This is a genomic window from Pseudophaeobacter sp. 1A16562 (genome assembly GCF_041008785.1).
Classification (GTDB): domain Bacteria; phylum Pseudomonadota; class Alphaproteobacteria; order Rhodobacterales; family Rhodobacteraceae; genus Phycobacter; species Phycobacter gallaeciensis_A.
Window position 1 is genome coordinate 81352 of the sequence record NZ_JAXGFT010000009.1, and the last position, 24969, is coordinate 106320.

Sequence of the window (24969 nt, forward strand, 5' to 3'; positions counted from 1 at the left end):
CCGCATGTCGACGAATGTGATGACCCGCCCTGCCGTTCTGATCCTTCTCGGCCCTCCGGGCGCCGGGAAGGGCACACAGGCCCGCATGCTGGAAGACAGCTTTGGTCTGGTGCAGCTGTCGACCGGTGATCTGCTGCGCGCCGCCGTGGCTGCAGGCACCGAGGCCGGCAAAGCCGCGAAATCCGTGATGGAATCCGGTGGTCTGGTCTCTGATGAGATCGTGATCGCCATCCTGCGCGACCGTCTGGGCGAACCCGACTGCGCCAAGGGCGTGATTCTGGATGGTTTCCCCCGCACCGCCGTTCAGGCCGAGGCGCTGGATGCGCTGCTGTCCGAAACCGGTCAGAAGATCAACGCTGCCATCAGCCTCGAGGTCGACGACGATGCCATGGTGACCCGCGTCGCCGGGCGCTACACCTGCGGCGGCTGCGGCGAAGGCTATCACGACACGTTCAAACAGCCGAAAGTTGCTGGCACCTGCGACAAATGCGGCGGCACCGAGATGAAGCGGCGCGCCGATGACAATGCCGAAACCGTGGCAAGCCGTCTTGCGGCCTATCACGAACAGACAGCCCCGCTGATCGCCTATTACGACGGCAAGGGCGTGCTGCAGAAGATCGACGCCATGGGCCAGATCGATGCGGTCGCCGAAGGGTTGGCAAAGATTGTAAAGACCGCCGCGCCCTAGGCCCGGCCAATAACCGGATCCCCGGTCGGCTCTGCGGCCGCCGGGGGGCCATCCCAAACCCTGAAATACCCGATGGACCCGCCAAAGCTCGCTTTGGCGACCAAAGGACTAATGCCTGATGGCTGCCCGTTTCAACGCGGGCAACGCAGGCAAACAGAGAAGGCTTGCCCAGCGCCCGGCGCAAGGCAGGCAGAACCCGTAGCAAGGAGGAGCCGCCATGGCGGACCACACAACCAATGCCGCAAAGGCAGCCGAGGCCGACAAGGGCTATTGGCAGGCCAATGTGCGCATCATTCTCATCAGCCTGGTGATCTGGGCTGTCGTTTCATTCGGTTTCGGCATTCTGCTGCGCCCGATGCTCTCGGGCATCGCCGTCGGCGGCACCGACCTGGGCTTCTGGTTTGCCCAGCAGGGATCGATCCTGGTCTTCCTGGGCCTGATCTTTTTCTACGCCTGGCGGATGAACCGTCTCGACCGTGAATTCGGCGTCGAGGAGGAATGATCATGGATCAGTTTACCATCAACCTGCTGTTCGTGGGCGCGTCCTTTGCGCTCTACATCGGCATCGCGATCTGGGCCCGTGCTGGCTCCACATCTGAATTCTATGCGGCCGGCCGGGGTGTGCATCCCGTCACCAACGGCATGGCCACGGCAGCGGACTGGATGTCGGCAGCCTCCTTCATCTCGATGGCGGGCCTCATCGCCTTTACCGGCTATGACAATTCCTCCTTCCTGATGGGCTGGACCGGTGGCTACGTGCTGCTGGCGCTGCTGCTGGCGCCTTACCTGCGCAAGTTCGGCAAGTTCACCGTGTCGGAATTCATCGGCGATCGCTTCTATAGCCCGACCGCGCGTATCGTGGCGGTGATTTGCCTGATCGTCGCCTCCACCACCTACGTGATCGGTCAGATGACTGGCGTGGGCGTCGCTTTTGGTCGCTTCCTTGAGGTCTCCAACACCGCCGGTCTCTTGATCGGTGCCTGTGTGGTCTTCGCCTATGCGGTCTTCGGCGGCATGAAGGGCGTGACCTATACGCAGGTCGCGCAATATGTCGTGCTGATCATGGCCTATACAATTCCGGCCATCTTCATCTCGCTGCAACTGACCGGCAACCCGATCCCGGCGTTGGGTCTCTTTGGCGATCACGTTGCCTCGGGTGAGCCTCTTCTGGCGAAACTCGACGCCATCGTGCGCGAGCTGGGTTTCAATGAATATACCGCCCACCACGCCGATACGCTGAACATGGTGCTGTTCACCCTGTCGCTGATGATCGGTACAGCCGGTCTGCCGCACGTGATCATGCGCTTCTTCACCGTTCCCAAGGTGTCCGATGCACGCTGGTCCGCAGGCTGGGCGCTGGTCTTCATCGCGCTGCTGTATCTGACTGCCCCGGCTGTTGGCGCCATGGCCCGTCTCAACATCACCGACATGATGTGGCCCAATGGCACAAACAGCGAAGCGGTCTCGGTCGAGCAGATCGAGAATGACGCCCGCTATGACTGGATGGCCACCTGGCAGAAAACCGGCCTGCTGGACTGGGAAGACAAGAACGGCGACGGCAAGATCCAGTATTACAACGACAAGAACGCCGAGATGCAGGCCAAAGCCGAGGAGAACGGCTGGCAGGGTAATGAGCTGACCAAGTTCAACCGGGATATCCTGGTGCTGGCCAACCCCGAAATCGCCAACCTGCCCTCTTGGGTGATCGGTCTGGTGGCTGCAGGCGGTCTGGCGGCGGCGCTGTCTACTGCGGCGGGTCTGCTGTTGGCGATCTCTTCGGCGGTGTCGCACGACCTGATCAAGGGCTCGATCAATCCGAACATCTCGGAAAAAGGCGAGCTTCTTTCGGCCCGTGTTGCCATGGCGGTTGCCATCGCGGTGGCCACCTATCTGGGCCTCAACCCTCCGGGCTTTGCAGCGCAGACCGTGGCGCTGGCCTTTGGTCTGGCGGCGGCCTCGATCTTCCCGGCGCTGATGATGGGCATCTTCACCAAGGTGAACAACAAAGGCGCGGTTGCAGGCATGATCGCAGGTCTGCTGGTCACGCTGATCTATATCTTCCTGCATAAGGGCTGGTTCTTCATCCCTGGCACCAACAGCTTCACGGATGCAGATCCGCTGCTGGGCACCATCAAATCCACCTCCTTTGGTGCGGTTGGCGCGATGGTGAACTTTGCGGTGGCCTATTTCGTGTCCAAATCGACCGACGCCATCCCGGCCGAGATCGAAGAGCTGGTGGAAAGCGTCCGCATCCCGCGCGGTGCAGGGGCTGCCCAGGACCACTGATCGAGGGTTTCCTCCCCGGGCGGGCCGCCTCCCTCGGTATTCTGGCCCGCCCTCTTTTCCTCACCATCCTGTCCGGGCACACTCGGGCAGGATGACTTTTATCCCGGCTTATCCAACAGGCTTTTGACATGCCCCTTTCCCCAGACGGTCTGATCCAGTTCCTGAAGACGGTGCACCCCTATGACAGCCTAGATGCCGCGCGCCTTGCGCAGCTTGCGCCGAAGTTCGAGGTGATCCACGCCAATGCGGGCGAAGAGATCTATGCCCTTGGTGCGCCAATGCAGGGTCTCTACCTCGTGCATCACGGCGAGGTGGAAGTCTTTGACGAGAACGGTATGGCCGTCTCCATCCTGGGGCCACGCAATTCCTTTGGCGAGCGTGGTCTCACCCGGGACGGCATCGCTGTTACCACCGCCTCTGCCAACGCCGAGAGCGCGCTTTTGCTCCTGCCGCGCGCCGATTTCGATGCGCTGATGCAGGCCGAACCCAAGGTGGCGCGCTTTTTCGACCGTCGCCGCCCGGGCGGACCTGCGCAAAGCAGCCTTGCCACCCGCCGGGTTGCTGATTTCATGGCCACTCAGCCGATCACCTGCTCCAGCGGCCTCACCTGTCAAAGCGCCGCGCAATTGATGCGGGAGCATCATATCTCTTCAGTCTGCGTGACCGATGGAGACACGCTGGAAGGCATTCTCACCAACCGCGACCTGACCGAAAAGGTTCTGGCAGAGGGCCTGCCCATCTCCACCCCCGTTGCGCGGATCATGACGCGCGATCCACTGACGCTGCCTTCCTCAGCCATCGCATCCGATGTGCTGCACGCGATGATGGAGCATCGGATCGGCCATGTTCCCGTGGTGGATGCGGGCAAGCTGTCGGGGATCGTCACCCAGACCGACCTGACGCGCCTTCAGGCGATGAGCTCGGCCGAGATGATTGCCGAAATCGCCAGCGCTCCGGATGCCGCTGCCATGGCCAGGGTCAGCGACCGCATTCCGGCCCTGCTGCTGCAACTGGTGGCTGGCGGCAACCGGCACGAGGTGGTCACCCGCCTGATCACCGATATCGCCGATGCCGCCACCCGGCGCCTGCTGGCGCTGGCCGAAGAGCGCCTTGGCCCGCCGCCCGTGCCTTACCTGTGGCTGGCCTGCGGATCGCAGGGGCGGCAGGAACAGACCGGCGTATCCGATCAGGACAACTGCCTGATGATCGATGATGCCATGCAAGAGGATGACTCCCCCTATTTCGAGGCGCTGGCGCGTTTCGTCTGCGACGGGCTCAATACCTGCGGCTATGTCTATTGCCCCGGCGACATGATGGCGACCACCCCGCGCTGGCGTCAGCCCCTGCGCATATGGCGGCAATATTTCGAGGGCTGGATCAAGACCCCCGATCCCATGGCGCAGATGCTGGCCTCGGTGATGTTCGACCTGCGCCCCATCGGCGGCAGCCGTGATCTGTTCGACGGCCTGCAAGAGGAAGTGCTACAGGCGGCCAGTGCCAACTCCATCTTTACCGCCCATATGATTTCGAATTCGCTGAAACACACGCCGCCGCTTGGTCTCTTGCGCGGGATTGCCACTATCCGCTCGGGTGAGCATCGCAATACGCTGGACCTGAAACACAACGGCGTGGTGCCGGTGGTGGACCTAGGGCGGATCTATGCCTTGCAGGCGCGGCTCACCCCGGTGAACACCCGCGCCCGGTTGGAGGCGGCGGCGCTGACCTCGGTTCTTAGCCCTTCCGGCGCGCGGGATCTGCTGGATGCCTATGATCTGATTGCCGAAACCCGGCTGACCCATCAGGCGGACCAGATTCGCAGCGGTACAGCGCCCGACAACTTCCTGGCGCCCTCCGATCTGTCGGATTTTGAGCGAAGTCATCTGCGCGATGCCTTTGTTGTGGTAAAGACCATGCAATCGGCGCTGGGACACGGCAAGGGGATGCTGGGCTGAGGCCAGCAACGAGGGAGGAACACGGATGTTTCTGGAACTGATCGCGGTGATTTTTGCCGGTATTGCCGTGGCAGGCGTCGTCATGCTGGCGGGACGGATCAGCGGTGGACGGCTGCCAAAATGGCTGGCGCCTGTAGCCGCTGCCCTGGCAATGATCGGCGTTACCATTGCTTCGGAATACGGCTGGTACGATCGCACCCGCGCGTCCCTGCCCGATGGGGTCGTGGTGGCTGAAACCGGTCAGAACCGCAGCCTTTACCGGCCCTGGACCTATCTTGTGCCCTATACTGAACGGTTCGCCGCGGTTGATGTGGCCAGCGCGAAAAGCCATGCCGAGCTGCCCGGACAATACCTGGCCGAGGTCTATTTCTTTGGCCGCTGGTCCCCTGTCAGCACCCTGACCGCGCGGCTGGACTGCACCGGCTGGCGCCGCGCCGTGGTGGCCTCGGGCAGCGCCTTTGGGACCAATGATGCGGCAGTTGACTGGATCACCCCGCCCGAAAACGACGGTCTTCTGACCACATTCTGCGGAGCGGTCTGATGCTGACACGGCTGAGCCTCAGACTGCGGATCTTCCTGTTTTTCTGCCTGATCGCGCTTGCCGCAATCGCCGCCGTCGTGGTCGCCCTGTGGATCGGTTATACCCGGGCCGCCGCGCCAGAGCTTTTGGATGCCTTCATGTTTTCCGGCGCGCTCAGCCTCTTTGCCATCCTTGGGATCTGCGCCGGGATCTGGCTGCTGTTTGATGAAAACGTCGCCAAGCCGATCGAACGGCTGGCCGCGCATCTGCGCGCACGGGCCCATGGTGGCGTCACCTCCGCGCTGGATCAAAACACCGCACGCTACCTTGGCGATCTGGCCCCGGCGGCCTCGGATCTGGCTGGGCAGCTGGGCGCTGCGACCCTATCCACCGCCGAGGCCATCGCCCGCGAGACCGCGCGGCTGGAGGCGGAAAAGGCCCGGCTGACAACGCTACTCTCCGAGGTTCCCGTTGCTACCGTGATGGCGGCGCCCGATCACCGGATCGTTCTATATGACGCGCAGGCCGCGGCGGTTCTGTCCCAGATCGCCCCTGCCCGCCTTGGCGCCTCGCTGGGTGACTACCTCGAACGCGACCTGCTGGAGGCCGCCCATAAGAAGATGATCCGCACCGGCAAGGAGGTCAGCGCCCGTATCACCGGCACCGATGGACGCCAGACCTATGGCGTACAGCTGAAACCGCTCGGGGATTCGCATGGCTATGTCGTGATCTTTGACAGCGCCGAGGCGGAAATCCCACCCGAGGCCGCCCGCCCGCTAATCTATGACTTTGCCCTGCTCAATCCCGCGACGCGCAGGATCGAGGACAGGCCCCTGTCCGATCTGTCTTTTGCCGTGTTTGACACCGAAACCACCGGTCTGCTGCCGCATAAGGACCACGTTGTGCAGTTGGGTGCGCTGCGGGTTCTGCGCGGCCGCATCGTCGAAGGTGAAACTCTGGACCTTCTGGTCAATCCCGGCGCGCCGATCCCGGCGGCCTCCACCCGGGTGCACGGTGTCACCGATGCCATGGTGAAAGACGCCTCCGACATCACAAGCGTTTCTGCCACCTTCCATCATTTCGCGACGGACGCGGTAATCGTCGCGCATAATGCGCCCTTTGACATGGCATTCCTGCGCCGCGCCGCCAAGAAAAGCGGCCTGACATGGGATCACCCGGTACTGGATACGGTGCTGCTGAGCGCGGTCCTGTTCGGCGCCTCGGTGCCGCATACGCTGGATGCACTCTGTGAGAGGCTGGATGTGACCATCCCGGCGGCGCTGCGGCATACCGCGCTTGGCGATGCCCGCGCCACGGCCGAGGTCCTGTGCCGGATGCTGCCGATGCTGGAGGCACGCGGGTTTACCACGCTGAGGGATGTGGTCGCGCAGACACGCCAGCACGGTCGCCTTTTGCAGGACCTGAACCCTGTGGACAAACAGGGCGACGCATGGCAGGTCGGGAGCAAGACCTGACAGAAGGCGCGCGACATGCCGGAAACCACAATCACCCCCGGCCCGGAGACCCTCCGGGCCTATCGCGACGCACTGGGATGTTTCGCGACTGGCGTCACCGTGATCACCACCTTGACGGAAAACGGGCCGCTGGCGATCACCGCCAACAGTTTCACCTCGGTGTCGATGGATCCGCCCCTGCTGCTCTGGTGCCCGGCGCGCAGTTCCCTGCGGCACGATGCCTTTGTCTCGGCGCAGCGGTTTTCCATTCATGTCATGGCGCAGGACCAGCTGGATCTGGCGATCCATTTCGCCCGCAGCGGCGATGATTTTGCCCCGGTTGACTGGCAAGCCGCCGAGGATGGGACACCACACCTTGATGGAGTGATTGCGCGGTTTGACTGCGCCGCCCACAGCGCCCATCACGCGGGCGATCACACGATCATCCTCGGCCAAGTGATCGGCTTCACCAGGCAGGCGGGCAAAGGGCTGGTTTTCAAACAGGGGCTTTACGGCGGGTTCCTGGAACAATCCTGAGGCGCCAGCCCAGGCTTCAACCAAACAGGCATGAAAAAACCCGCCACTGCAGAGCGCAGCGGCGGGTCATTTTAATCCGGGCCGTGCCCGAAAAGCCTTATTTCAGGGCTGCATCGGTGATGGCATGGGTCCAGGCGCCTTCGGGCGTCTTGGTGATCACCGGGGCAGAACCGCCTGTCAGCAGGGTTTCAACCGTACGCTCATAGTCGGCCACATCCAGCGCGCCGTTGCTACCTGCGGTCAGCTTGGCAACTTCGCTCATCATGCGCTTCTGGTGCATTTCGGTCTGTGCGCCCGAGGCGTCGTTGTCCAGCACGATCTCGGCCGCTTCATCCGGGTTCGACTCGGCGTATTTCCAGCCTTTCATCGAGGCGCGCACGAAACGCTCCATCTTGTCGGTGAAGGCTTCGTCGCTGAGGTTTTCCTCGAGCACATAAAGACCGTCTTCCAGCGTCGCGACGCCCTGATCTTCGTACTTGAAGGTCACCAGCTCATCCGGGGAGACGCCTGCGTCAATGACCTGCCAGTATTCGTTATAGGTCATGGTCGAGATGCAGTCGGCCTGACGCTGCAGCAGCGGGTCCACATTGAAACCCTGCTTCAGCACTTCGACGCCCATCTCACCCTTACCTTCGGTGGAGATGCCCAGCTTGCTCATCCAGCTCATGAAGGGGAATTCATTGCCGAAGAACCACACGCCCAGGGTCCTGTTGGCCAGGTCCGCAGGCTCGGAAATGCCGGTGTCTTTCCAGCAGGTCAGCATCATGCCCGAGGACTTGAACGGCTGTGCGATATTGACCAGCGGCAGGCCCTTTTCGCGGGCTGCCAGCGCGGCAGGCATCCATTCGACGGTCACATCAGCGCCACCACCTGCGATCACCTGCGTCGGAGCGATATCCGGGCCGCCAGGCAGGATGGTGACGTTCAGGTCTTCTTCTTCGTAAAACCCTTTGTCGAGCGCCACGTAATAGCCAGCGAACTGTGCCTGTGTCACCCATTTCAACTGCAGCTTAACGTCGTCGGCTGCCTGCGCGGCTCCGGCTGCGCCAAGCGCCAGCGCGGCGGCTGTCAGAATGTGTTTCATTGGTAGGTTCTCCCTGTTGTTATGGATAGAGCTTGCGCGAATTTGACCATTTGTTCAAAGTTTTTTTCTATATCAAACTTGGGCATCGCTGCCCGCGCGCAAGGATTAAGCAGCGCGCTGCGCCCATGCTATCCACGGCATTTTTACCGTTCAACCATGGGCCGCAGCGCCGTTTTTGCCACCACCCGAAGACGTATTTCCGGGTGGTGGATCACTCTTCAGCCCCGCTGCGAAGGGTGCCAGAAGGTCAGTGTTTTCTCGACCAGTGCGATCACGCCGTAAAAGGCGGACCCGGCCAGCGCGGCCACCAGGATTTCGGCCCAGACCATATCCAGCGCCAGTTGGCCGACGCTGGTGGAAATCCGGAAGCCCATGCCCACGGTGGGCGAGCCGAAGAACTCCGCAACGATTGCCCCCACCAGCGCCAGCGTCGTGGAAATCTTCAACCCGTTGAAGATGAAGGGCAGCGCGGCCGGCAGGCGCAGCTTGAAAAAGCTCTGCCAATAGCTCGCCGCGTAGGTCTGCATCAGGTCGCGCTGCATGGCCGAGGTTTCCCGAAGACCGGCAACCGTGTTCACCAGCATCGGGAAAAAGACCATGACCACGACAACCGCCGCCTTGGACTGCCAGTCAAAACCGAACCACATCACCAGAATGGGCGCGGTACCGACAATCGGCAGGGCCGCGACAAAGTTGCCCACGGGCAGCAGCCCCCGGCGCAGGAAGTCGCTGCGATCCACAGCCACCGCCATCAGCAGCGCAGCCACGCAGCCCATGATGTAGCCGGACAAAGCCCCCTTGATGAAGGTCTGGGAGAAATCCTGCCACAGGATCGGGATCGAGGTGGCAAAACGCGCCGCGATCAGCGAAGGCGCAGGCAGGATCACCATGGAAACCTCAAGCCCTCGTACCAGCAGTTCCCAGACGATCAGCACGGTCACGCCAAAGATCAGCGGAACGGCCAGCTTCACAGCTTGCGTCTTGGCCGCGGGACTATTGGCCAAACGGCTGTTGATCCACCAGCCCGCAATCCAGACCAGAGCAGCAAAAACAACTTCGATCATGCGCTCATCCCCATGCGTTTAAGAACAACCCGTTCGATCAGACCCAGAAGCGCCACCAGAAGCGCCGCAAGAATGGCCGCTGCGAACAGCGCCGACCAGATCTGCACTGTTTGCCCATAGTAGCTGCCCGCTAGAAGCCGCGCGCCAAGGCCCGCAACCGCACCAGTCGGCAGTTCCCCGACGATGGCACCCACCAGCGAGGCCGCGATGCCGATCTTGAGCGAAGCAAAGAGATACGGCAGCGAGGACGGCAACCGGAGCTTCCAGAAGCCCTGCGATGTGCTCGCGCTGTAGGTCTTCAACAGGTCGAGTTGCATGCTATCGGGGCTGCGCAGGCCCTTTACCATGCCAACAACGACCGGGAAGAAACTGAGATAGGCCGAGATGATCGCTTTTGGCAAGATCCCCTGCACCCCTATGGAATAAAGCACCACGATAATCATTGGTGCCAGAGCGATAATCGGAATGGTCTGGCTGACAATGGCCCAAGGCATCACTGACATATCCATCACCTTGGAATGCACGATACCCACGGCGAGAAGGATCCCCAGGCCCGTGCCGATGGCAAAACCAAGCAGCGTCGCGGAGAGCGTCACCTGCCCGTGGTAGATCAGGCTGCGTTTTGAGGTGACCTTTTTCTGCACCGTGGTTTTCCACAGCTCCACCGCGACCTGATGTGGCGCGGGCAGGCGCGGGCGGTCCTGCGCCCAGGTGTCACCAATGGCAAAAGTGTTCTGCGCCACCAGGCCAAAGGTGCCCATGTCACGGCGTTCCTTGGCAGTCGCCGGGGTGATTTCGGCCCCTGCCCGTTCTGCCTGATCCAGAACGCCCTTGATGTTCATCGGAACGCAGGCTGCATACCAGAAGGCAATGATAGCGGCGACAACGGTGAGAACGGCAAAAAAGCTTTTCATGCCCTGCCCTCCCCATTCGGGATCAACGTGCGGTCATGCGTCATCGGAATGCCCCGCGCGCAGACCCTCGCGCACCCGGTGCGCGATGTCGATAAATTCCTGACTGTCACGAATATCGAGCGGCCGTTCCTTTGGCAGGGTGCTTTCGATCACATCGGTGATCCGGCCCGGACGCGGCGACATCACCACGATCTTGGTGCTGAGGTACACCGCCTCGGGGATCGAGTGGGTGACAAAACCGATGGTCTTGTCCGTACGCGCCCAAAGCTTCAGCAGCTGTTCGTTGAGGTGATCGCGCACGATCTCATCCAGCGCACCAAAGGGTTCGTCCATCAACAGTATATCGGCATCAAAGGCCAGCGCCCGGGCGATACTGGCCCGCTGCTGCATCCCGCCGGACAATTGCCAGGGGTATTTGCCGCCAAAACCGGAAAGTTCCACCAGTTCCAGAACCTGCGCGACGCGTTTGTCCTGCTCTTCCCTTGAGTATCCCATGATCTCAAGCGGCAGTTTGATGTTCTTGGCGATGGTGCGCCAGGGATAAAGACCCGCCGCCTGAAACACATAGCCATAGGCGCGTTTCTGGCGCGCCTCATCCGGGGTCATGCCGTTAACCGTGATGCTGCCACCGGTCGGGTGTTCCAGCGCCGCCATCACCCGCAGAAAGGTGGTCTTGCCGCAGCCCGAGGGGCCGATGAAGCTGACGAAATCGCCCTTGTTGATGGTGAGGTTTACATCCTTCAGCGCCTGCACCGGCCCGTCGTTGGTTTCAAACACCAGGTCCAGGTTGCGCGCTTCGACGACGGCCTGGGGGGATCCGGCCTGGGTAGTCGTTTCGTTGTTCATGTCGTTGCCTTAATAGGACGGGAGGCCGGGCCACCATGTGCGGAGGCCCGTCTCCTGTTTGATACCAATTACACGCCGGTTGCCGGAATACCGGACCGTTCCACCGGACGCGGCGCGGACAGCTCTTTCCAGGTCGACAGCGCCTTGTTGACGGTGGTGTTGGCCTCACGTTCGACGAATTTGCCGTGGCCTTCCTGCGTGCGGATCTCCCCGTCGTAGACGGCGACATGGCCGCGCGTCAGGGTAAAGCGCGGCAGACCTTTGACCTCCTTGCCTTCGAAGACGTTGTAGTCGATGGAGGACTGCTGTGTTTCGGCGCTGATGGTCTTGGTCTTGTTCGGGTCCAGAACCACCAGATCGGCATCGGCGCCCACCAGAACCGCACCTTTTTTCGGATAGCAATTCAGGATCTTGGCGATGTTGGTCGAGGTGACAGCCACGAATTCATTCGGCGTCAGGCGGCCGGTTTCAACACCATGGGTCCACAGCATCGGCATACGGTCTTCAAGGCCGCCGGTGCCATTCGGGATCTTGGTGAAATCGCCCACGCCATAGCGTTTCTGCTCGGTCGAGAAGGCGCAGTGGTCGGTGGCCACCACCGACAGCGAGCCGGACTGAAGGCCCGCCCAGAGGCTGTCCTGATGCTTTTTGTTGCGGAACGGCGGCGACATCACCCGGCGGGCGGCGTGATCCCAGTCCTGGTTGAAATACTCGCTTTCATCCAGCGTCAGGTGCTGGATCAGCGGCTCACCCCAGACGCGTTTGCCCTGCATGCGGGCGCGGCGGATGGCCTCGTGGCTGTCCTCGCAGGAGGTATGCACCACGTAAAGCGGCACACCGGCCATATCGGCGATCATGATGGCACGGTTGGTGGCCTCGCCCTCGACTTGCGGCGGGCGGGAATAAGCGTGCCCCTCGGGGCCGTTGTTGCCCTCGGCCAGCAGTTTGGCGCTCAGCTCGGCCACCACATCGCCGTTTTCAGCGTGCACCATGGCGATACCGCCCAGTTCCGACAGGCGCTGGAACGAGGAGTACAGCTCATCATCGTTCACCATCAGCGCGCCTTTATAGGCCATGAAATGCTTGAAGGTGTTGATGCCGCGGGTTTCGATCACGGTCTTCATCTCGTCAAAGACCTGCTCGCCCCACCATGTCACGGCCATGTGGAAGGAATAGTCGCAGTTGGCGCGGGTCGATTTGTTGTCCCAGCGTTTCAGCGCATCCAGCAGGCTTTCGCCCGGGTTCGGCAGGGCAAAGTCGACAACCATGGTGGTGCCGCCCGCCAGACCTGCGCGGGTGCCGCTTTCGAAATCATCCGAGGAATAGGTCCCCATGAAAGGCATTTCCAGATGGGTGTGCGGGTCGATCCCGCCCGGCATCACGTAACAGCCGGTCGCGTCCAACTGCTCGTCACCCTTCAGATCGGGGCCGATTTCGGTGATCACACCGTTTTCGATCAGCACGTCGGCCTTGTAGGTGAGGTCAGCCGTGACGATGGTCCCGTTCTTGATGACTTTACTCATGGTTTCTAACTCCCTGTTATTTATATGTTCGATCCGTTTCAGACTGAACTGAAACAACCGATTGCATGTCCGTGTACGCCGATGTCGAGCGGGCCGAAAACAGATTCAACGCAAAGCGAGAAGTAGCCCGCCAGCGGCAGATATATCACCCGGTAGTCGCCATTCGGCTGGGTGACGGCCCAACAGTCCTGTGTCAGGCCGCCGGAAAAATTGACGGTGACCTCTTCCGGCTCGCACAGCGCGCTGCGAAAGGCGGCAAGGGTTTCAAAGCCCACGTTACTGGTGATCGGGAATTCGGCGACCTCCGTCTCGATCAGATGTTTGATCCGATCGGGGATGGAGAGGTCGGCGCCGATCACCGTAGGACCATCCGCCGCAACAGCAGGGTCCGGAACATGGGCTTGAGGGTCACCGGATTATTCCACGATCTCAGCAGTTTCGACCACGGCGTGGAACAGGACGTTTGCCCCTGCTTCGGCCCAGTCCTTGCTGATCTCTTCGGCTTCATTGTGGCTTAGCCCGTCGACACAGGGGCACATGACCATTGCGGTCGGTGCCACGCGGTTGATCCAGCAGGCATCATGGCCGGCGCCCGAGATAATGTCGAGGTGGGAATAGCCCAGCCGCTCGGCGGCGCTGCGCACTGCCGTCACGCAGGCATCATCGAATTTCACCGGATCAAAGCCGCCGACCTTCTCGAATTCGATCTCAACGCCCATGGCATCAGCGATTTCCTGTCCCTGCTCCCGCAGGCGGAGTTCCATATCCTCGATCACCTCCAGCTCGGGGCTGCGGAAATCGACAGTGAAAACCACTTTGCCGGGGATCACGTTGCGCGAATTGGGGAAGACATCGATATGACCTGCCGCGCCAACCGCATGCGGCGCATGGGACCATGCGATTTCGTCCACCGCATCCAGCACCCGCGCCATGGCAAGGCCGGCATTGCGGCGCATCGGCATCGGGGTCGACCCGGTGTGCGCATCCTTGCCGGTGATCGTCACCTGCGTCCAGCTGAGCCCCTGCCCATGGGTGACAACGCCAATATCCTTGCCTTCGGCCTCAAGGATCGGGCCCTGTTCGATATGCAGTTCAAAGAAGGCGTGCATCTTGCGGGCACCAACTTCTTCGTCGCCGCGCCAGCCGATCCGCTTCAGCTCATCGCCGAATTTCTTGCCTTCCGCGTCTTCGCGGTCATAAGCCCAGTCCTGCGTATGGATGCCCGCAAAAACCCCGGACGACAGCATCGCCGGGGCGTAACGGGTGCCTTCCTCATTGGTGAAATTGGTCACCACAATGGGGTGTTTTGTCTTGATATTCATATCGTTGAGCGAGCGGATTAATTCGAGGCCGCCCAGAACACCAAGCACGCCGTCGTATTTGCCGCCCGTTGGCTGGGTATCAAGGTGCGAACCCACATAGACCGGCAGCGCATCGGGATCGGTGCCTTCGCGGCGGGCAAACATATTGCCCATCTGATCGAGCCCCATGGTGCATCCGGCATCCTCGCACCATTTCTGGAACAGGGCGCGCCCTTCGGCATCTTCATCGGTCAGGGTCTGACGGTTGTTGCCGCCCGCAACGCCGGGGCCGATCTTGGCCATCTCCATCAGACTGTCCCACAGCCGATCGCCATTGATCTTCAGATTCTGTCCAAGCGACGTCATCGCAGCTTCCTTCCTGTTGGTCCCGTCTGTTTTGCGGGCTATTTTTGGCTTGGCGCCATTTTGGTGGCTTTGAAGCGTTGGTCAAAGTCTTTTCGGACCGGATTTGACCAACTGGTCAAACTCAAGCTACCATGAGGGCGCAGTCAGTCAAGAAATTGCGTCACAAGGACTGGGAAAACACTTGGTTTACAGGTGAAATGTGTGAAATAGAGGCGTTCTTCCGACGCCCGGACACCCAAGGACAGAAAACCCGCCAATGCCCAAGGACAGATCCCCAACCCGCATTCAGAAAAAGAATCGCGCCGCCATCCTCGACGCCGCGCTTGAGGTGTTTTCCACCCATGGTTTCCGTGGCGCCACCGTGGATCAGATCGCGGGTGAGGCCGGGCTGTCGAAGCCAAATCTGCTGTACTATTTCCCCTCGAAAGAGGCGATTTTTACCGCGCTGCTCTCGGAACTTCTGGATACCTGGCTGGATCCCTTGCGGGAACTGGATCCCGAGGGTGAGCCGCTGGAGGAAATGCTGGCCTATGTGCAGCGCAAATTGCAGATGAGCCAGGACTTCCCCCGCGAAAGCCGCCTGTTTGCCAATGAAATCGTGCAAGGCGCGCCGCGTATGCTGGAGGCGCTTTCGACCGATCTGAAACAGTTGGTCGAGGAAAAAGCCGCCGTGATCCAAGGCTGGATGGACGAAGGTAAACTGCAACCAAGCCACCCCAAACATCTGATTTTTTCGATCTGGTCGCTGACCCAGCACTATGCGGATTTCGACGTTCAGGTCCGCACCCTGATGGGAGAAGAAGATCCGTTCGAGGCAGCACCTGCGTTTCTGGATACCTTCTATCGACGCATGCTGACGCCAACGGGTTAAACCACGTCGCACCACCCGAAACAGCAAAAGGGGCGCCCGCACCGGACGCCCCTCCTTATTTGTTATCAGATTGTTAAGAGCGAAAGCTCACTCAGCAGCCGTGGCCGAGGGGTTGTTCGGATGCGTCGTCCAGTTGGCGTATTGATCCGACACCACCTTGCCCGTGCGCAGATCGACCTGACCGGCGGGCACCTCTTCCATGGTGATGCAGCCTTCGACCGGGCAGACGTTGACACACAGGTTACAGGCGACGCATTCGTCATCTTTCACCGTGAATGTGCGGTCTTCGCTCATCTCGATGGCCTGGTGCGAGGTATCTTCGCAGGCGGCAAAACAGCGACCGCATTTGATGCAGTCATCCTGGCTGATCTTCGCCTTGGCGACATAGTTCAGATCCAGATACTGCCAGTCGGTCACGTTCGGAACCGCCATGCCGATGAAGTCCTGGGTCGAGGTGTAGCCCTTTTCATCCATCCAGGTGGACAGGCCCGAGATCATCTCTTTCACCACGTTGAAGCCATAGGTCATCGCCGCGGTGCAGACCTGAACGTTGCCCGCGCCAAGCGCCATGAATTCAGCCGCATCTTTCCAGGTGGTGACGCCACCGATGGCCGAGATTGGCAGGCCATGTGTCTGCGGGTCGCGGGCGATTTCCGCAACCATGTTCATGGCAATCGGCTTTACCGCCGGGCCGCAATAGCCACCGTGGGTGCCCTTGCCGCCGATGGTCGGCTCGGGCGCCATGTTGTCGAGGTCAACCGAGACGATGGAGTTGATGGTGTTGATCAGACTCACCGCATCGCCGCCGCCTGCCTTGGCCGCACGGGCCGGGAAGCGCACATCGGTGATGTTCGGCGTCAGCTTCACGATCACCGGCTTGGAATAGTATTTCTTGCACCATTCCGTGACCATCTGGATGTATTCCGGCACCTGCCCCACAGCAGAGCCCATGCCACGTTCGGCCATACCGTGCGGGCAGCCGAAGTTCAGCTCGATCCCATCCGCACCGGTGGCTTCGACCTTGGGCAGGATCGCCTTCCAGGCTTCTTCCTCGCAAGGCACCATGATGGAGACGATCACCGCACGATCCGGGTAGTCCTTCTTGACCCGGGTGATTTCCTCAAGGTTGGTTTCAAGGCTGCGGTCGGTGATCAGCTCGATATTGTTGAGACCTAGCAGACGCCGGTCCGCGCCCCAGATCGCGCCATAACGCGGCCCGTTGACGTTGACCACTGGCGGGCCTTCGGAACCGAGGGTCTTCCAGACCACACCGCCCCAGCCAGCCTCAAAGGCGCGGCGGACGTTGTATTCCTTGTCGGTCGGCGGCGCCGAGGCCAGCCAGAACGGGTTCGGAGATTTGATCCCCAGAAATTCAGTTGTCAGATCAGCCATTTATCTGTTCCTTTTCATGCTCGCCTGCTGTCCCTACCGCGACAGCGGGCTGGCTTAGCCCATCAGGCTGGAATGAATGTCCATTGCGGCATCGCGGCCCTCGGCCACGGCGGTCACGGTCAGGTCTTCGCCACCCGAGGCACAGTCGCCCCCGGCCCAGACACCGGCAACCGAGGTGCGCCCGGTTTCCGAGACCTTGATCTTGCCACCGTCGATCTCCAGCCCGTCGGGCTGGCCCTCAAGGGTCTGACCAATCGCCTTGTAGATCTGATCCGCTGCCAGGCGCAGGGTCTCGCCAGTGCCGGTTACGCGGCCATCCTTGACCTCTGTGTATTCCAGCTCAATCTCGGCAGCGGCACCGTTGCCATGGATCGCCTTGGGCATCACGTTGAACATCAGCTTGACGCCCTTGGAGGCCGCCAGATCCTGTTCAAACCGGCTGGCGCCCATGGCATCGCGGCCACGGCGATAGGCGATGGTGACGTTTTCGGCGCCCAGAAGTTTCGACTGCACAGCGGCATCGACCGCTGTCATGCCGCCACCAATGACCACGACATTACGACCCACGGGCAGCGTGGTCAGATCGTCAGCCTGACGCAGATCGGCGATGAAGTCCACTGCATCGCGCACGCCATCCTTGTCTTCGCCTTCGCTGCGCAGCGCGTTGACGCCGCCAAGACCGATGGACAGGAACACCGCGTCAAAGTCGCCTTTCAGCGCCTCAAGCGACAGCTCCGACCCGAGCTTTTTGCCGTATTCCATTGAAATACCGCCGATCTGCAGCAGCCAATCGACTTCGCGCGCGGCGAAATCATTGGTGGACTTGTAGGCGGCAATACCGAATTCGTTCAGACCGCCGGCCTTGTCCTTGCTGTCATAGACGGTGACGTCGTGACCGAGCATCGCCAGACGGTGCGCGGCCGACAGGCCCGCAGGACCAGCGCCGACAACCGCAACACGCTTGCCCGTCGCCTCGGCGCGGGTGAAGGGATGCTCGCCCTTGGCCATAAGCGTATCGGTGGCATAGCGCTGCAGACGGCCAATCTCGACCGGCTTGCCTTCGGCAGTTTCGCGCACGCAAACCTCTTCGCACAGGGTCTCGGTCGGGCAAACGCGAGCGCACATGCCGCCAAGGATGTTCTGATCCAGAATGGTCTTGGCCGCTGACGTCGGATGCCCAGCCTGAATTTCGCGAATGAACTGCGGAATATCGATCGAGGTCGGACAGGCCGTCATGCAGGGCGCGTCATAGCAGAAATAGCAACGATCCGCGGCAACGGCGGCTTCGTGCTGATCATAGGGGGCATGCAGATCCCCGAAATTCTCGGCGATCTCTGGGGCGGACAAACGTCCAGCCTGGATCCCGGATGCCTGATGGCTACTCGCCATTGGGTGTCTCCCTGACTGTTATTTTTCTGCAAGTCAGAGTGCCACAGTTTGTTTTTTTATCAACTGGTAAAATTTTTGACGGGCCAAAAAATATCGGCCAATTCTGAGAAATGGCCGACATGCTGTTGATTTATATTACGAAAGACGCTTGCTTAGTTTTTCACCATCTCGGTCAGATGCCCTGATTTGATCCAGACACGCGCTCCATCTGGACCCGCTTTGGCATCCAGTTGCCCGCCCGGAGGCAGGCGCAGCCAGTCCCAGCGGCCAAAGGTTTCATCCCCGTCCTGATAGCTTCCTTCCAGCACGAACAGCTCAGCGCCGCCCTCGGCCGTGAAGGAGACTTCCAGCCCGGGGGCCCAGTTCACCAAACACACATCCTCGTGCGGATCGGAGTAAAGCGGCAGATGCGGATCCTGCGCCTCAGTGGTGTCGACATGAACAGTCTGGCGATCTTCGGGGGCGAACTGGTGCAGTTTCACCAGGATCATCGCGCCATCTGCAGCTGCTGGCGCGTGGCGGGATGTGGGCGGGTTGCGCACGTAGGAACCAACCGGGAAGTCCCCCGCTTCGTCCTGAAATACGCCGTCCAGCACGAGGTATTCCTCGCCGCCGTCATGAGTATGCGCAGAAAAGGATGAGCCCGGCGCAAAGCGCACGATGGTCGTGGCGCGGGCAACTTCCTCGCCGATCCGGTCAAGCATCTTCCGCTCGACCCCGGCAGCCGGGCTTTGCACCCAGGGAATATCGTCAAAATGAACCGCGACACGCTGTGAAAAATCGGCATTGATCCGCATCTGTGACTCCCCTCATCTGTCGGGGACAGATCTGGGGTATCCCGGGCGAATTTCCAACCGAATTCACCAAATTGTGTGTCGGCGGGCCAAAAACCAAAGGCATCTGGCCCGGCAGAGAGATCAGTTCGAAAGAACCGCGGTGGCTTCGATCTCGACCTTGGCTTCATCCTCGACCAGCGCCGAGACCACAACCATCGTCATGGCTGGGAAGTGATAGCCCATCACGTCACGGTAGGCTTTGCCCACTTCGGCCTGATGCGCCATATATTCCGCCTTGTCGGTGACATACCATGTCAGCCGGGTGATATCGCTGGCCGCGCCGCCCGCAGTCTCGACCACATCGAGGATATTGCGCAGCGCCTGGCTCATCTGACCGATAAAGTCTTTTGCCTCAAAGACCTGATCTGCGGTCCAGCCGATCTGCCCACCGACGAACAGCAGTTTGCCCTCGGCGACCATGCCATTGGCATAGCCCTTGGCCGGCTTCCAGCCTTCGGGGTGCACATTGATTGCGGGCATTGCCTGTCTCCTCAATTCGGTTCTGTTTGCAGTGCTGCTGGCAATATCCGCCAGCGCGCAAAGTATTTCAAGCTTAAAATTTCATACCTGAAGCGATTTGCATTGCGGGCGGCTTCCGTGCGGCGCCCTGCGGCGCTGATACCAGGGACCAAAGAAAAACCGCGCACCCAAAGGAGATGCGCGGTAGAATTCAATCTGCAAAGCGGCTGGCAGTTACATGCCAAGCGCTTCTTTATACATGTCCAGCACCGCCTCTTCTTCGGCGATGTCGTCCTTGTCCCGCTTGCGCAGGGCGATAACTTTGCGCATGACCTTGGTGTCATAGCCGCGCGCCTTGGCTTCGGCCATCACCTCTTTCTGCTGTTCGGCGATGTCCTTCTTTTCTGCGTCCAGACGTTCGAAACGTTCGATGAACTGGCGCAGTTCCCCGGCGGTCACCCGGTAGTTTTCACTCTTTTCGTCTTCGGTCAGATCCATGTGCGGCTCCGTCAGCAAGGCATGTCATTGCGGTCGATAAAAGGGGATAGCGGTCCGGCCTGATCACCGCAAGCCGGGAAAGCCCGCCATTGTGCCTTCGGGCGATGTTTTGCGCGCTGCGCGGGCCCCTGATACCTGTCTCAGCCTGCAAGCATCTTGCATCCACAAGGCCAATCCGCTACCCGCAGCAGCATGCAAACCGCAGGAGACTGGCATGTTTGAAATCCTTGTCTGGGTAGGTGCGGCCCTGTCCGTAGGCGGTCTCTTGGGGCTGGTCTGGTGCATCCTGCGCGTCACAAAGGCGCGGCGACAGAAACTGGACGACGAGGCGCTGCGCGCCGTGGTTCAATCAGTGCTACCGCTGAACCTTGGCGCTTTGCTGCTGTCGGTGATCGGGCTGATGCTGGTCATGGTCGGAATTTTCCTATCCTGACGCCTGCCCTGCGTGCACTCCCTGCACGCATTCTAAGGCCCCCTGCAATAGAACCTGCAAAACACCTGAAGCGGACCCTACCAAGGATCCGCTTTTTCGTTGCTTACAAGTTTTGAAATGACCGCTCCGCGTGGTGGCAGCTCAGACCGGCATATTGTCGAACTGATTTTCCACCGCTTCTTCTTCCAGCTTGGCCTTAACCCGGCGCAGGGTGCCTGGAATGGCCGAGCCCGAAGCGCGCAGCCGGGTCAGCGCGCTGAAGAATTCATCCACCAGCCGTTCACGTGCCGGCCCCGATGCGGTGCGAATCTGTTTTTCAAGATGCTGCGCATTCTGCAGCAAAACTGCGTCTGTCATGTTTCATCCTCCCTGTCGTGCGGAACATTCTGGCAGGGGTTTGAAACAGAAATACAGCAAAACTCCTTGATTTGAGTCATCATCGGCGGAGGTTGGCGCAATATCGGGCAAATTGCACAGCAGACAGGCAAAATACCGGCCAAAATACCGGCAAAAACAGCAGTCCCGGATAGATGTTTTGCGCCCCTACAGGACCCGGTTCGGGACGCGATTGAGCCAGATCAACACCGCCCTGCCGCCGGGACAGCTAAGTTAACCACACGCGAAGGGTTGAAACACATTCTGATTTCAACATATGTATAGTGAAACGCAAGGGAGAGCCCCATCATGAATCCTATCGTCAAAGCCTTCTTCGACGAAGCGACCAATACTGTTTCCTATGTTGTCCGCGATCCCAACGGCAGCGCCTGTGCCATTATCGATTCGGTTCTGGATTTCGATCATGCGGCGGGCCGGACCGACACCAGCTCAGCGGATGAAATCATCGACTGGATCACCGCGGAAGGTTTGAAAACCGAGTGGATCCTGGAAAGCCACGTGCACGCCGACCACCTGTCGGCCGCGCCCTATCTGCAAGAGCGCCTGGGCGGCAAGATCGGTATCGGCGAGAAAATCACCATCGTACAGGATACCTTCGGCAAGGTCTTCAACGAAGGCACCGAATTCCAGCGCGACGGCAGCCAGTTCGATCAGCTGTTCAAGGAAGGTGATACCTTCATGATCGGCCAGCTGCGCGGCGAAGTGCTGCACACCCCCGGTCACACACCGGCCTGCCTGACCTATGTCATCGGCGATGCCGCCTTTGTCGGCGATACGCTGTTCATGCCCGATTTCGGTACCGCACGCTGCGACTTCCCCGGCGGCTCTTCCGAAACGCTGTTCAACTCGATCCAGAAGATTCTGGCCCTGCCCGATGAAACTCGCATTTTCGTCGGCCACGACTACAAGGCGCCGGGCCGGGACGAATACGCCTGGGAAACCACGGTCGGAGAGCAGAAAGCGCTGAACATTCACATTGGTCAGGGCAAAAGCATCGAAGACTTCGTGTCGATGCGCGACGCCCGCGACGCGACGCTGGGTATGCCCCGGCTGATCCTGCCGTCGCTGCAGGTCAATATGCGCGCAGGCCAGATGCCCGAGCCGGACGATCAGGGCGATGTCTTCCTGAAAATCCCGGTCAACAAGATCTAACACCAGAAACCCGGTTGCAGCGCCGCGCCCCTGTTGGCCCGGCGCTGCAGCTTCAAAACACGCGCTGTCAGCACGAATATCCGCAGCGCAAAGACCAAGGAAACGCGAACAATGGAAACAGACTGGATCTGGGGCCTCGTCGGAGGCGGTATTATCGGCCTCGGCGGTGCCGTCTACCTTTTGGGTAATGGCCGGATCATGGGCGCCAGCGGTATTTTCGGCGGGCTCATCGATGGCAGCGGCTGGAACACCCTGTGGGAACGGCTGGCTTTTCTGGTCGGCGTGATCGTCACCCCGCTGATCCTCTGGCCGATCTATAACGTTGAGATCGACACCCATATGACCACCAATGTTGGTGTGATCATTGCGGCCGGCCTTCTGGTTGGCGTCGGAACCCGTATCGCAAATGGCTGCACCTCCGGCCACGGGGTATGCGGAATTTCCCGACTGTCCCTGCGCGGCATCGTTGCCACCGTTTTCTACATTCTGGCCGGTGGTCTGACCCTGGCCATTTTCCGTCACGTTCTGGGGCTGATCTGATGCGTATTCTTCTTTCTCTTATCGCAGGCAGCCTGTTTGGCGGCGGACTTTTCATTTCCGGCATGACCGACACCACCAAGGTGCAGGGCTGGCTGGACGTCTTTGGCAATTGGGACCCGACACTGGCCTTCGTGATGGGCGGCGCCGTTATTCCGATGTTCTTTGCCTGGCGTCTGACCCATGGCCGCAAACCGCTGGTGGGCGGCGATTTCCCGACCCTTCCGCGTCCGGAACTGGATCACCGGCTGATCACCGGCTCGGTTCTGTTCGGCATGGGCTGGGGCTTGGCCGGTCTGTGCCCGGGTCCGGCACTCGCGTCTTTGACCTACAACGGCTGGGGTGGGCTGATTTTCCTTGCTGCCATGTCGGCCGGTATGCTGGCTTCGGCGCCGATCGGCGTGCAACTGGACCGGATGGCCGCAAAGGCGTAAAGGATTGCCCATGCAAGCTCGTGACATAACGCCCCGCTACGCCGTCTCGCCGCAAATTTCGGTCGAAGACATTCCCGCAATCGCCGAAGCCGGTTTCAAACTGGTGATCTGCAATCGCCCCGATTCCGAGGTTCAGCCGAGCCATCAGGCCGCCGCCATCCGCGCTGCGGCCGAGGCTGCCGGGCTGCGCTTTGAAGAATTGCCGCTGACCCACCAGACCATGACGCCGGAAAACGTCGCGCGCCAGCGTGAACTCTACGAAGGCGCCGAGGGTCAGGTGCTAGCCTATTGCGCATCGGGCACCCGCTCTTCGGTAGTCTGGGCGCTGGGTCAGGCGCAGGAGATGTCGGCGGATGAGATCCTCGGCAAAACCGCAGCAGCGGGCTACGCGCTGGATGGTTTGCGTCCTGCGCTTGAGGCTGCGGGCAAGTCCTGAGCCGACGCGAGACAGATCAAAGAATTATTTCCCACCCCCAACTATTAAGACCATCACTCACAACACTCAAAGACCTCAGCCCTACGGCTGGGGTCTTTTTCATTGCTCTGACATCGAGGGGCGAACTGCGGATCATGCCCCCCTCTGGCATTTGCGAGGAGTGCCCCCAAATAGCAAAACCCGGCATCTAAATATGCCGGGCTCATGTTTCGCTCATCCTGTTGCGAACGGATCGGGAGACCGCAGTTCAGCTGCGCCTGCCGTGATCGCCTTGTCAGCCAGAGCCAAGTCCAGCCAGTTTGGAGATTTCCGCCGCAGCATCATCCGGGTTGAACTCATCCATCCCGGTGTCCGGCAACGCGGGCAAATCGCCTCCGAGGCCACCGCCCAGATCCCCGCCGAAGTTGCCGCCAAGATCCCCTCCACCAAGGGCTGCCGCAAAATCGTTCTCCAGGTCCGCACCCAGATCTCCCCCCATATCGGAGCCGAGGTCACCACCAAGGTTGTTCATATCGCCCAGACCGCCGGTATCGAAATCACCACCCAGACCGGAACCGAGACCACCGCCGCCCATGCCGCTGTCCAGGGGGTCCTGCAGATCCTCGGCTGCAATGCCAAGATCAAGCGTGGGCATTTCGTCAGCGGCGGCAGGCATGGCGTCAGCCCCGACACCATCTGCAAACCCGGCTTGATCCGCTTCCATGTCATTCACCAGCTTGGTGCGCGGCTGATTGAGGCGCACCGCGCGCGCTCCATTCAACTGCCCAAGGCGCCCTTGAGCGATCGACTGACCGCTCACCGCCTGAAGATCCGTTTCATAAAGGAATGCCTGATCCAGCGGCAGGAGATCGCCAGTCTTCAATCCGGAAAATTCGTTGAGCGGCACCCGCATCTTGCAAAGAACGGCGGACAATTCGGCCCGCATGGCCCCAAGGTTGCGCCCAAGGGACGGACCGGAGCCGCCCCCCTTGCCCAGTTCCTCGGGCGTGGGTTCGGGCAGGATCAGGTTCAATTCGCCCTGCATGGCGCCGATGGCCAGATCAACAGTCAGGGTCAGAACGCGATAATCGTCGGCTTCAAGCCCCAGGGCCAGACTGCGCAGGTCCTCGACCTGGGCGCCAAACTGATAGCCAGAGAAGATGGCTTGGTCGGATTGGCCTTCCAACATCACGACCACCTTTTTCAAGGCGCTTTCGAGGAAATCGGCCGTCATCGCAGCATCGGTCGGTGTGTAATGCCGCTCTGTAGGGGTTTTCCCCATGACCTGACCAATGGTCTGCTTCTGGATCAGAGCAGTGACGAGGGCGGCGTCCATTGTCGCAGCGCCAAGACGGCCATCAGGGCCGTCCAGAACAACCAACAGATGCTTGTCAGACAGCATCTCGGGCAGTTCATCCGACGCACGGTTCACCTGGCGTGCGGCCAGAACCGCAAGCGGCAGTTCGCACAGCTCGGCCGCTGCGCGCGCAAGCGACCGCCGCAGCGCCTTGAGCGTCAGCGAACTGCTGAATGCTCCCGACCCCTCTTTGGTTGCCGCCAGCTTGCGGGCAAGAACCCCTGGCTTGCTTCCTGTCGAATCCTGTGTCGTCGTGTCAGACATA

At 60.6% G+C, this 24969-nt stretch carries 27 protein-coding genes; 13 read left to right on the plus strand and 14 right to left on the minus strand.

Going from position 1 to position 24969, the window contains the following annotated elements; translation table 11 throughout:
- Positions 1–4: 4 nt before the first annotated feature.
- From SM764_RS13830 to SM764_RS13860, 7 genes are all read left to right on the plus strand, one after another.
- Positions 5–688 (plus strand): adenylate kinase, encoded by a 684-nt coding sequence (locus SM764_RS13830; protein ID WP_065270512.1) that lies wholly within the window; start codon positions 5–7, stop codon positions 686–688.
- Between the two features lie 217 nt (positions 689–905).
- Positions 906–1190, plus strand: a complete 285-nt coding sequence (locus tag SM764_RS13835) for a DUF4212 domain-containing protein (RefSeq protein ID WP_065270513.1) — start codon at positions 906–908, stop codon at positions 1188–1190.
- Between the two features lie 2 nt (positions 1191–1192).
- Positions 1193–2974, plus strand: a complete 1782-nt coding sequence (locus SM764_RS13840; protein ID WP_274829061.1) for a sodium:solute symporter family protein — start codon at positions 1193–1195, stop codon at positions 2972–2974.
- 128 nt (positions 2975–3102) lie between these two features.
- A complete protein-coding gene (locus SM764_RS13845; RefSeq protein WP_369002053.1) occupies positions 3103–4926 on the plus strand; it encodes a DUF294 nucleotidyltransferase-like domain-containing protein in 1824 nt (607 codons plus the stop codon).
- Between the two features lie 25 nt (positions 4927–4951).
- Positions 4952–5467: a hypothetical protein gene (locus SM764_RS13850; RefSeq protein WP_369002054.1), complete on the plus strand. Its 516-nt coding sequence runs from the start codon at positions 4952–4954 to the stop codon at positions 5465–5467.
- Positions 5467–6921, plus strand: coding sequence for a 3'-5' exonuclease (locus tag SM764_RS13855; RefSeq protein WP_369002055.1), 1455 nt, complete (start codon positions 5467–5469; stop codon positions 6919–6921). The genes SM764_RS13850 and SM764_RS13855 overlap by 1 nt, the downstream gene beginning before the upstream one ends.
- Before the next feature lie 15 nt (positions 6922–6936).
- Positions 6937–7437 carry a flavin reductase family protein gene (locus SM764_RS13860; protein ID WP_368948074.1) on the plus strand — a complete coding sequence of 167 codons (501 nt, stop codon included), beginning with the start codon at positions 6937–6939 and terminating at the stop codon, positions 7435–7437.
- Positions 7438–7534: 97 nt separating this feature from the next.
- On the opposite strand, the gene SM764_RS13865 is transcribed toward SM764_RS13860, so the two are convergent.
- From SM764_RS13865 to SM764_RS13895, 7 genes are all read right to left on the minus strand, one after another.
- On the minus strand, positions 7535–8521 hold the full coding sequence (locus SM764_RS13865) for an ABC transporter substrate-binding protein (protein ID WP_065270519.1): 987 nt from the start codon (positions 8519–8521) through the stop codon (positions 7535–7537).
- A 218-nt stretch (positions 8522–8739) separates the two neighbouring features.
- Positions 8740–9585, minus strand: a complete 846-nt coding sequence (locus SM764_RS13870; RefSeq protein ID WP_274829054.1) for an ABC transporter permease — start codon at positions 9583–9585, stop codon at positions 8740–8742.
- Entirely contained in the window at positions 9582–10499 is a 918-nt protein-coding gene (locus SM764_RS13875) for an ABC transporter permease (RefSeq protein WP_369002056.1), read from the minus strand. The genes SM764_RS13870 and SM764_RS13875 overlap by 4 nt, the downstream gene beginning before the upstream one ends.
- Before the next feature lie 33 nt (positions 10500–10532).
- Positions 10533–11345, minus strand: coding sequence for an ABC transporter ATP-binding protein (locus tag SM764_RS13880; RefSeq protein ID WP_065270522.1), 813 nt, complete (start codon positions 11343–11345; stop codon positions 10533–10535).
- A 68-nt stretch (positions 11346–11413) separates the two neighbouring features.
- Positions 11414–12868, minus strand: a complete 1455-nt coding sequence (gene hydA / locus SM764_RS13885) for a dihydropyrimidinase (protein WP_065270523.1) — start codon at positions 12866–12868, stop codon at positions 11414–11416.
- A 38-nt stretch (positions 12869–12906) separates the two neighbouring features.
- Positions 12907–13227 (minus strand): hypothetical protein, encoded by a 321-nt coding sequence (locus tag SM764_RS13890; protein WP_274833427.1) that lies wholly within the window; start codon positions 13225–13227, stop codon positions 12907–12909.
- Positions 13228–13284: 57 nt separating this feature from the next.
- A complete protein-coding gene (locus tag SM764_RS13895) occupies positions 13285–14535 on the minus strand; it encodes a Zn-dependent hydrolase (RefSeq protein ID WP_065270525.1) in 1251 nt (416 codons plus the stop codon).
- Between the two features lie 256 nt (positions 14536–14791).
- Here SM764_RS13895 and SM764_RS13900 point away from each other — a divergent pair, with 256 nt between their 5' ends.
- Positions 14792–15406, plus strand: a complete 615-nt coding sequence (locus SM764_RS13900) for a TetR family transcriptional regulator C-terminal domain-containing protein (RefSeq protein WP_347508784.1) — start codon at positions 14792–14794, stop codon at positions 15404–15406.
- A gap of 87 nt (positions 15407–15493) precedes the next feature.
- Here the strand turns inward: SM764_RS13900 and preA are convergent, their stop codons facing one another.
- The 5 genes from preA to SM764_RS13925 all read right to left on the minus strand — a co-directional run bounded on the left by preA (position 15494) and on the right by SM764_RS13925 (position 19980).
- Positions 15494–16798: an NAD-dependent dihydropyrimidine dehydrogenase subunit PreA gene (preA, locus tag SM764_RS13905; protein WP_274829050.1), complete on the minus strand. Its 1305-nt coding sequence runs from the start codon at positions 16796–16798 to the stop codon at positions 15494–15496.
- A 54-nt stretch (positions 16799–16852) separates the two neighbouring features.
- Positions 16853–18187 carry an NAD(P)-dependent oxidoreductase gene (locus SM764_RS13910; RefSeq protein ID WP_368948067.1) on the minus strand — a complete coding sequence of 445 codons (1335 nt, stop codon included), beginning with the start codon at positions 18185–18187 and terminating at the stop codon, positions 16853–16855.
- A gap of 152 nt (positions 18188–18339) precedes the next feature.
- Positions 18340–18984, minus strand: a complete 645-nt coding sequence (locus SM764_RS13915; protein ID WP_369002057.1) for a cupin domain-containing protein — start codon at positions 18982–18984, stop codon at positions 18340–18342.
- Positions 18985–19104: 120 nt separating this feature from the next.
- Positions 19105–19503, minus strand: coding sequence for a RidA family protein (locus tag SM764_RS13920; RefSeq protein ID WP_065270530.1), 399 nt, complete (start codon positions 19501–19503; stop codon positions 19105–19107).
- Positions 19504–19716: 213 nt separating this feature from the next.
- Complete coding sequence (locus SM764_RS13925) at positions 19717–19980, minus strand: DUF2312 domain-containing protein (protein WP_065270531.1); 264 nt, start codon at positions 19978–19980, stop codon at positions 19717–19719.
- Positions 19981–20194: 214 nt separating this feature from the next.
- On the opposite strand from SM764_RS13925, the gene SM764_RS13930 reads away from it, so the two are divergent.
- A complete protein-coding gene (locus tag SM764_RS13930) occupies positions 20195–20413 on the plus strand; it encodes a hypothetical protein (RefSeq protein WP_369002058.1) in 219 nt (72 codons plus the stop codon).
- A gap of 141 nt (positions 20414–20554) precedes the next feature.
- On the opposite strand, the gene SM764_RS13935 is transcribed toward SM764_RS13930, so the two are convergent.
- Positions 20555–20770: a hypothetical protein gene (locus tag SM764_RS13935; protein WP_369002059.1), complete on the minus strand. Its 216-nt coding sequence runs from the start codon at positions 20768–20770 to the stop codon at positions 20555–20557.
- Between the two features lie 327 nt (positions 20771–21097).
- On the opposite strand from SM764_RS13935, the gene SM764_RS13940 reads away from it, so the two are divergent.
- The 4 genes from SM764_RS13940 (at position 21098) to SM764_RS13955 (ending at position 23368) form a co-directional block, all read left to right on the plus strand.
- Complete coding sequence (locus SM764_RS13940; protein WP_369002060.1) at positions 21098–21961, plus strand: MBL fold metallo-hydrolase; 864 nt, start codon at positions 21098–21100, stop codon at positions 21959–21961.
- Between the two features lie 111 nt (positions 21962–22072).
- Positions 22073–22501, plus strand: a complete 429-nt coding sequence (locus SM764_RS13945; RefSeq protein ID WP_065270535.1) for a YeeE/YedE family protein — start codon at positions 22073–22075, stop codon at positions 22499–22501.
- Positions 22501–22932, plus strand: a complete 432-nt coding sequence (locus SM764_RS13950; protein ID WP_065270536.1) for a DUF6691 family protein — start codon at positions 22501–22503, stop codon at positions 22930–22932. The genes SM764_RS13945 and SM764_RS13950 overlap by 1 nt, the downstream gene beginning before the upstream one ends.
- Positions 22933–22942: 10 nt before the next feature.
- On the plus strand, positions 22943–23368 hold the full coding sequence (locus SM764_RS13955; RefSeq protein WP_274833420.1) for a protein tyrosine phosphatase family protein: 426 nt from the start codon (positions 22943–22945) through the stop codon (positions 23366–23368).
- Between the two features lie 274 nt (positions 23369–23642).
- Here the strand turns inward: SM764_RS13955 and SM764_RS13960 are convergent, their stop codons facing one another.
- Positions 23643–24968 carry a FliM/FliN family flagellar motor switch protein gene (locus SM764_RS13960; protein ID WP_065270538.1) on the minus strand — a complete coding sequence of 442 codons (1326 nt, stop codon included), beginning with the start codon at positions 24966–24968 and terminating at the stop codon, positions 23643–23645.
- Between the last annotated feature and the right edge of the window lies 1 nt (position 24969).

Excerpts from the sequence above, each read along its gene's own strand:
- SM764_RS13830 (WP_065270512.1), top strand. The coding sequence starts at position 5 with ATGTCGACGAATGTGATGACCCGCCCTGCCGTTCTGATCCTTCTCGGC.
- SM764_RS13835 (WP_065270513.1), top strand. The coding sequence starts at position 906 with ATGGCGGACCACACAACCAATGCCGCAAAGGCAGCCGAGGCCGACAAG.
- SM764_RS13840 (WP_274829061.1), top strand. The coding sequence starts at position 1,193 with ATGGATCAGTTTACCATCAACCTGCTGTTCGTGGGCGCGTCCTTTGCG.
- SM764_RS13845 (WP_369002053.1), top strand. The coding sequence starts at position 3,103 with ATGCCCCTTTCCCCAGACGGTCTGATCCAGTTCCTGAAGACGGTGCAC.
- SM764_RS13850 (WP_369002054.1), top strand. The coding sequence starts at position 4,952 with ATGTTTCTGGAACTGATCGCGGTGATTTTTGCCGGTATTGCCGTGGCA.
- SM764_RS13855 (WP_369002055.1), top strand. The coding sequence starts at position 5,467 with ATGCTGACACGGCTGAGCCTCAGACTGCGGATCTTCCTGTTTTTCTGC.
- SM764_RS13860 (WP_368948074.1), top strand. The coding sequence starts at position 6,937 with ATGCCGGAAACCACAATCACCCCCGGCCCGGAGACCCTCCGGGCCTAT.
- SM764_RS13865 (WP_065270519.1), bottom strand. The coding sequence starts at position 8,521 with ATGAAACACATTCTGACAGCCGCCGCGCTGGCGCTTGGCGCAGCCGGA.
- SM764_RS13870 (WP_274829054.1), bottom strand. The coding sequence starts at position 9,585 with ATGATCGAAGTTGTTTTTGCTGCTCTGGTCTGGATTGCGGGCTGGTGG.
- SM764_RS13875 (WP_369002056.1), bottom strand. The coding sequence starts at position 10,499 with ATGAAAAGCTTTTTTGCCGTTCTCACCGTTGTCGCCGCTATCATTGCC.
- SM764_RS13880 (WP_065270522.1), bottom strand. The coding sequence starts at position 11,345 with ATGAACAACGAAACGACTACCCAGGCCGGATCCCCCCAGGCCGTCGTC.
- hydA (WP_065270523.1), bottom strand. The coding sequence starts at position 12,868 with ATGAGTAAAGTCATCAAGAACGGGACCATCGTCACGGCTGACCTCACC.
- SM764_RS13895 (WP_065270525.1), bottom strand. The coding sequence starts at position 14,535 with ATGACGTCGCTTGGACAGAATCTGAAGATCAATGGCGATCGGCTGTGG.
- SM764_RS13900 (WP_347508784.1), top strand. The coding sequence starts at position 14,792 with ATGCCCAAGGACAGATCCCCAACCCGCATTCAGAAAAAGAATCGCGCC.
- preA (WP_274829050.1), bottom strand. The coding sequence starts at position 16,798 with ATGGCTGATCTGACAACTGAATTTCTGGGGATCAAATCTCCGAACCCG.
- SM764_RS13910 (WP_368948067.1), bottom strand. The coding sequence starts at position 18,187 with ATGGCGAGTAGCCATCAGGCATCCGGGATCCAGGCTGGACGTTTGTCC.
- SM764_RS13915 (WP_369002057.1), bottom strand. The coding sequence starts at position 18,984 with ATGCGGATCAATGCCGATTTTTCACAGCGTGTCGCGGTTCATTTTGAC.
- SM764_RS13920 (WP_065270530.1), bottom strand. The coding sequence starts at position 19,503 with ATGCCCGCAATCAATGTGCACCCCGAAGGCTGGAAGCCGGCCAAGGGC.
- SM764_RS13925 (WP_065270531.1), bottom strand. The coding sequence starts at position 19,980 with ATGGATCTGACCGAAGACGAAAAGAGTGAAAACTACCGGGTGACCGCC.
- SM764_RS13930 (WP_369002058.1), top strand. The coding sequence starts at position 20,195 with ATGTTTGAAATCCTTGTCTGGGTAGGTGCGGCCCTGTCCGTAGGCGGT.
- SM764_RS13935 (WP_369002059.1), bottom strand. The coding sequence starts at position 20,770 with ATGACAGACGCAGTTTTGCTGCAGAATGCGCAGCATCTTGAAAAACAG.
- SM764_RS13940 (WP_369002060.1), top strand. The coding sequence starts at position 21,098 with ATGAATCCTATCGTCAAAGCCTTCTTCGACGAAGCGACCAATACTGTT.
- SM764_RS13945 (WP_065270535.1), top strand. The coding sequence starts at position 22,073 with ATGGAAACAGACTGGATCTGGGGCCTCGTCGGAGGCGGTATTATCGGC.
- SM764_RS13950 (WP_065270536.1), top strand. The coding sequence starts at position 22,501 with ATGCGTATTCTTCTTTCTCTTATCGCAGGCAGCCTGTTTGGCGGCGGA.
- SM764_RS13955 (WP_274833420.1), top strand. The coding sequence starts at position 22,943 with ATGCAAGCTCGTGACATAACGCCCCGCTACGCCGTCTCGCCGCAAATT.
- SM764_RS13960 (WP_065270538.1), bottom strand. The coding sequence starts at position 24,968 with ATGTCTGACACGACGACACAGGATTCGACAGGAAGCAAGCCAGGGGTT.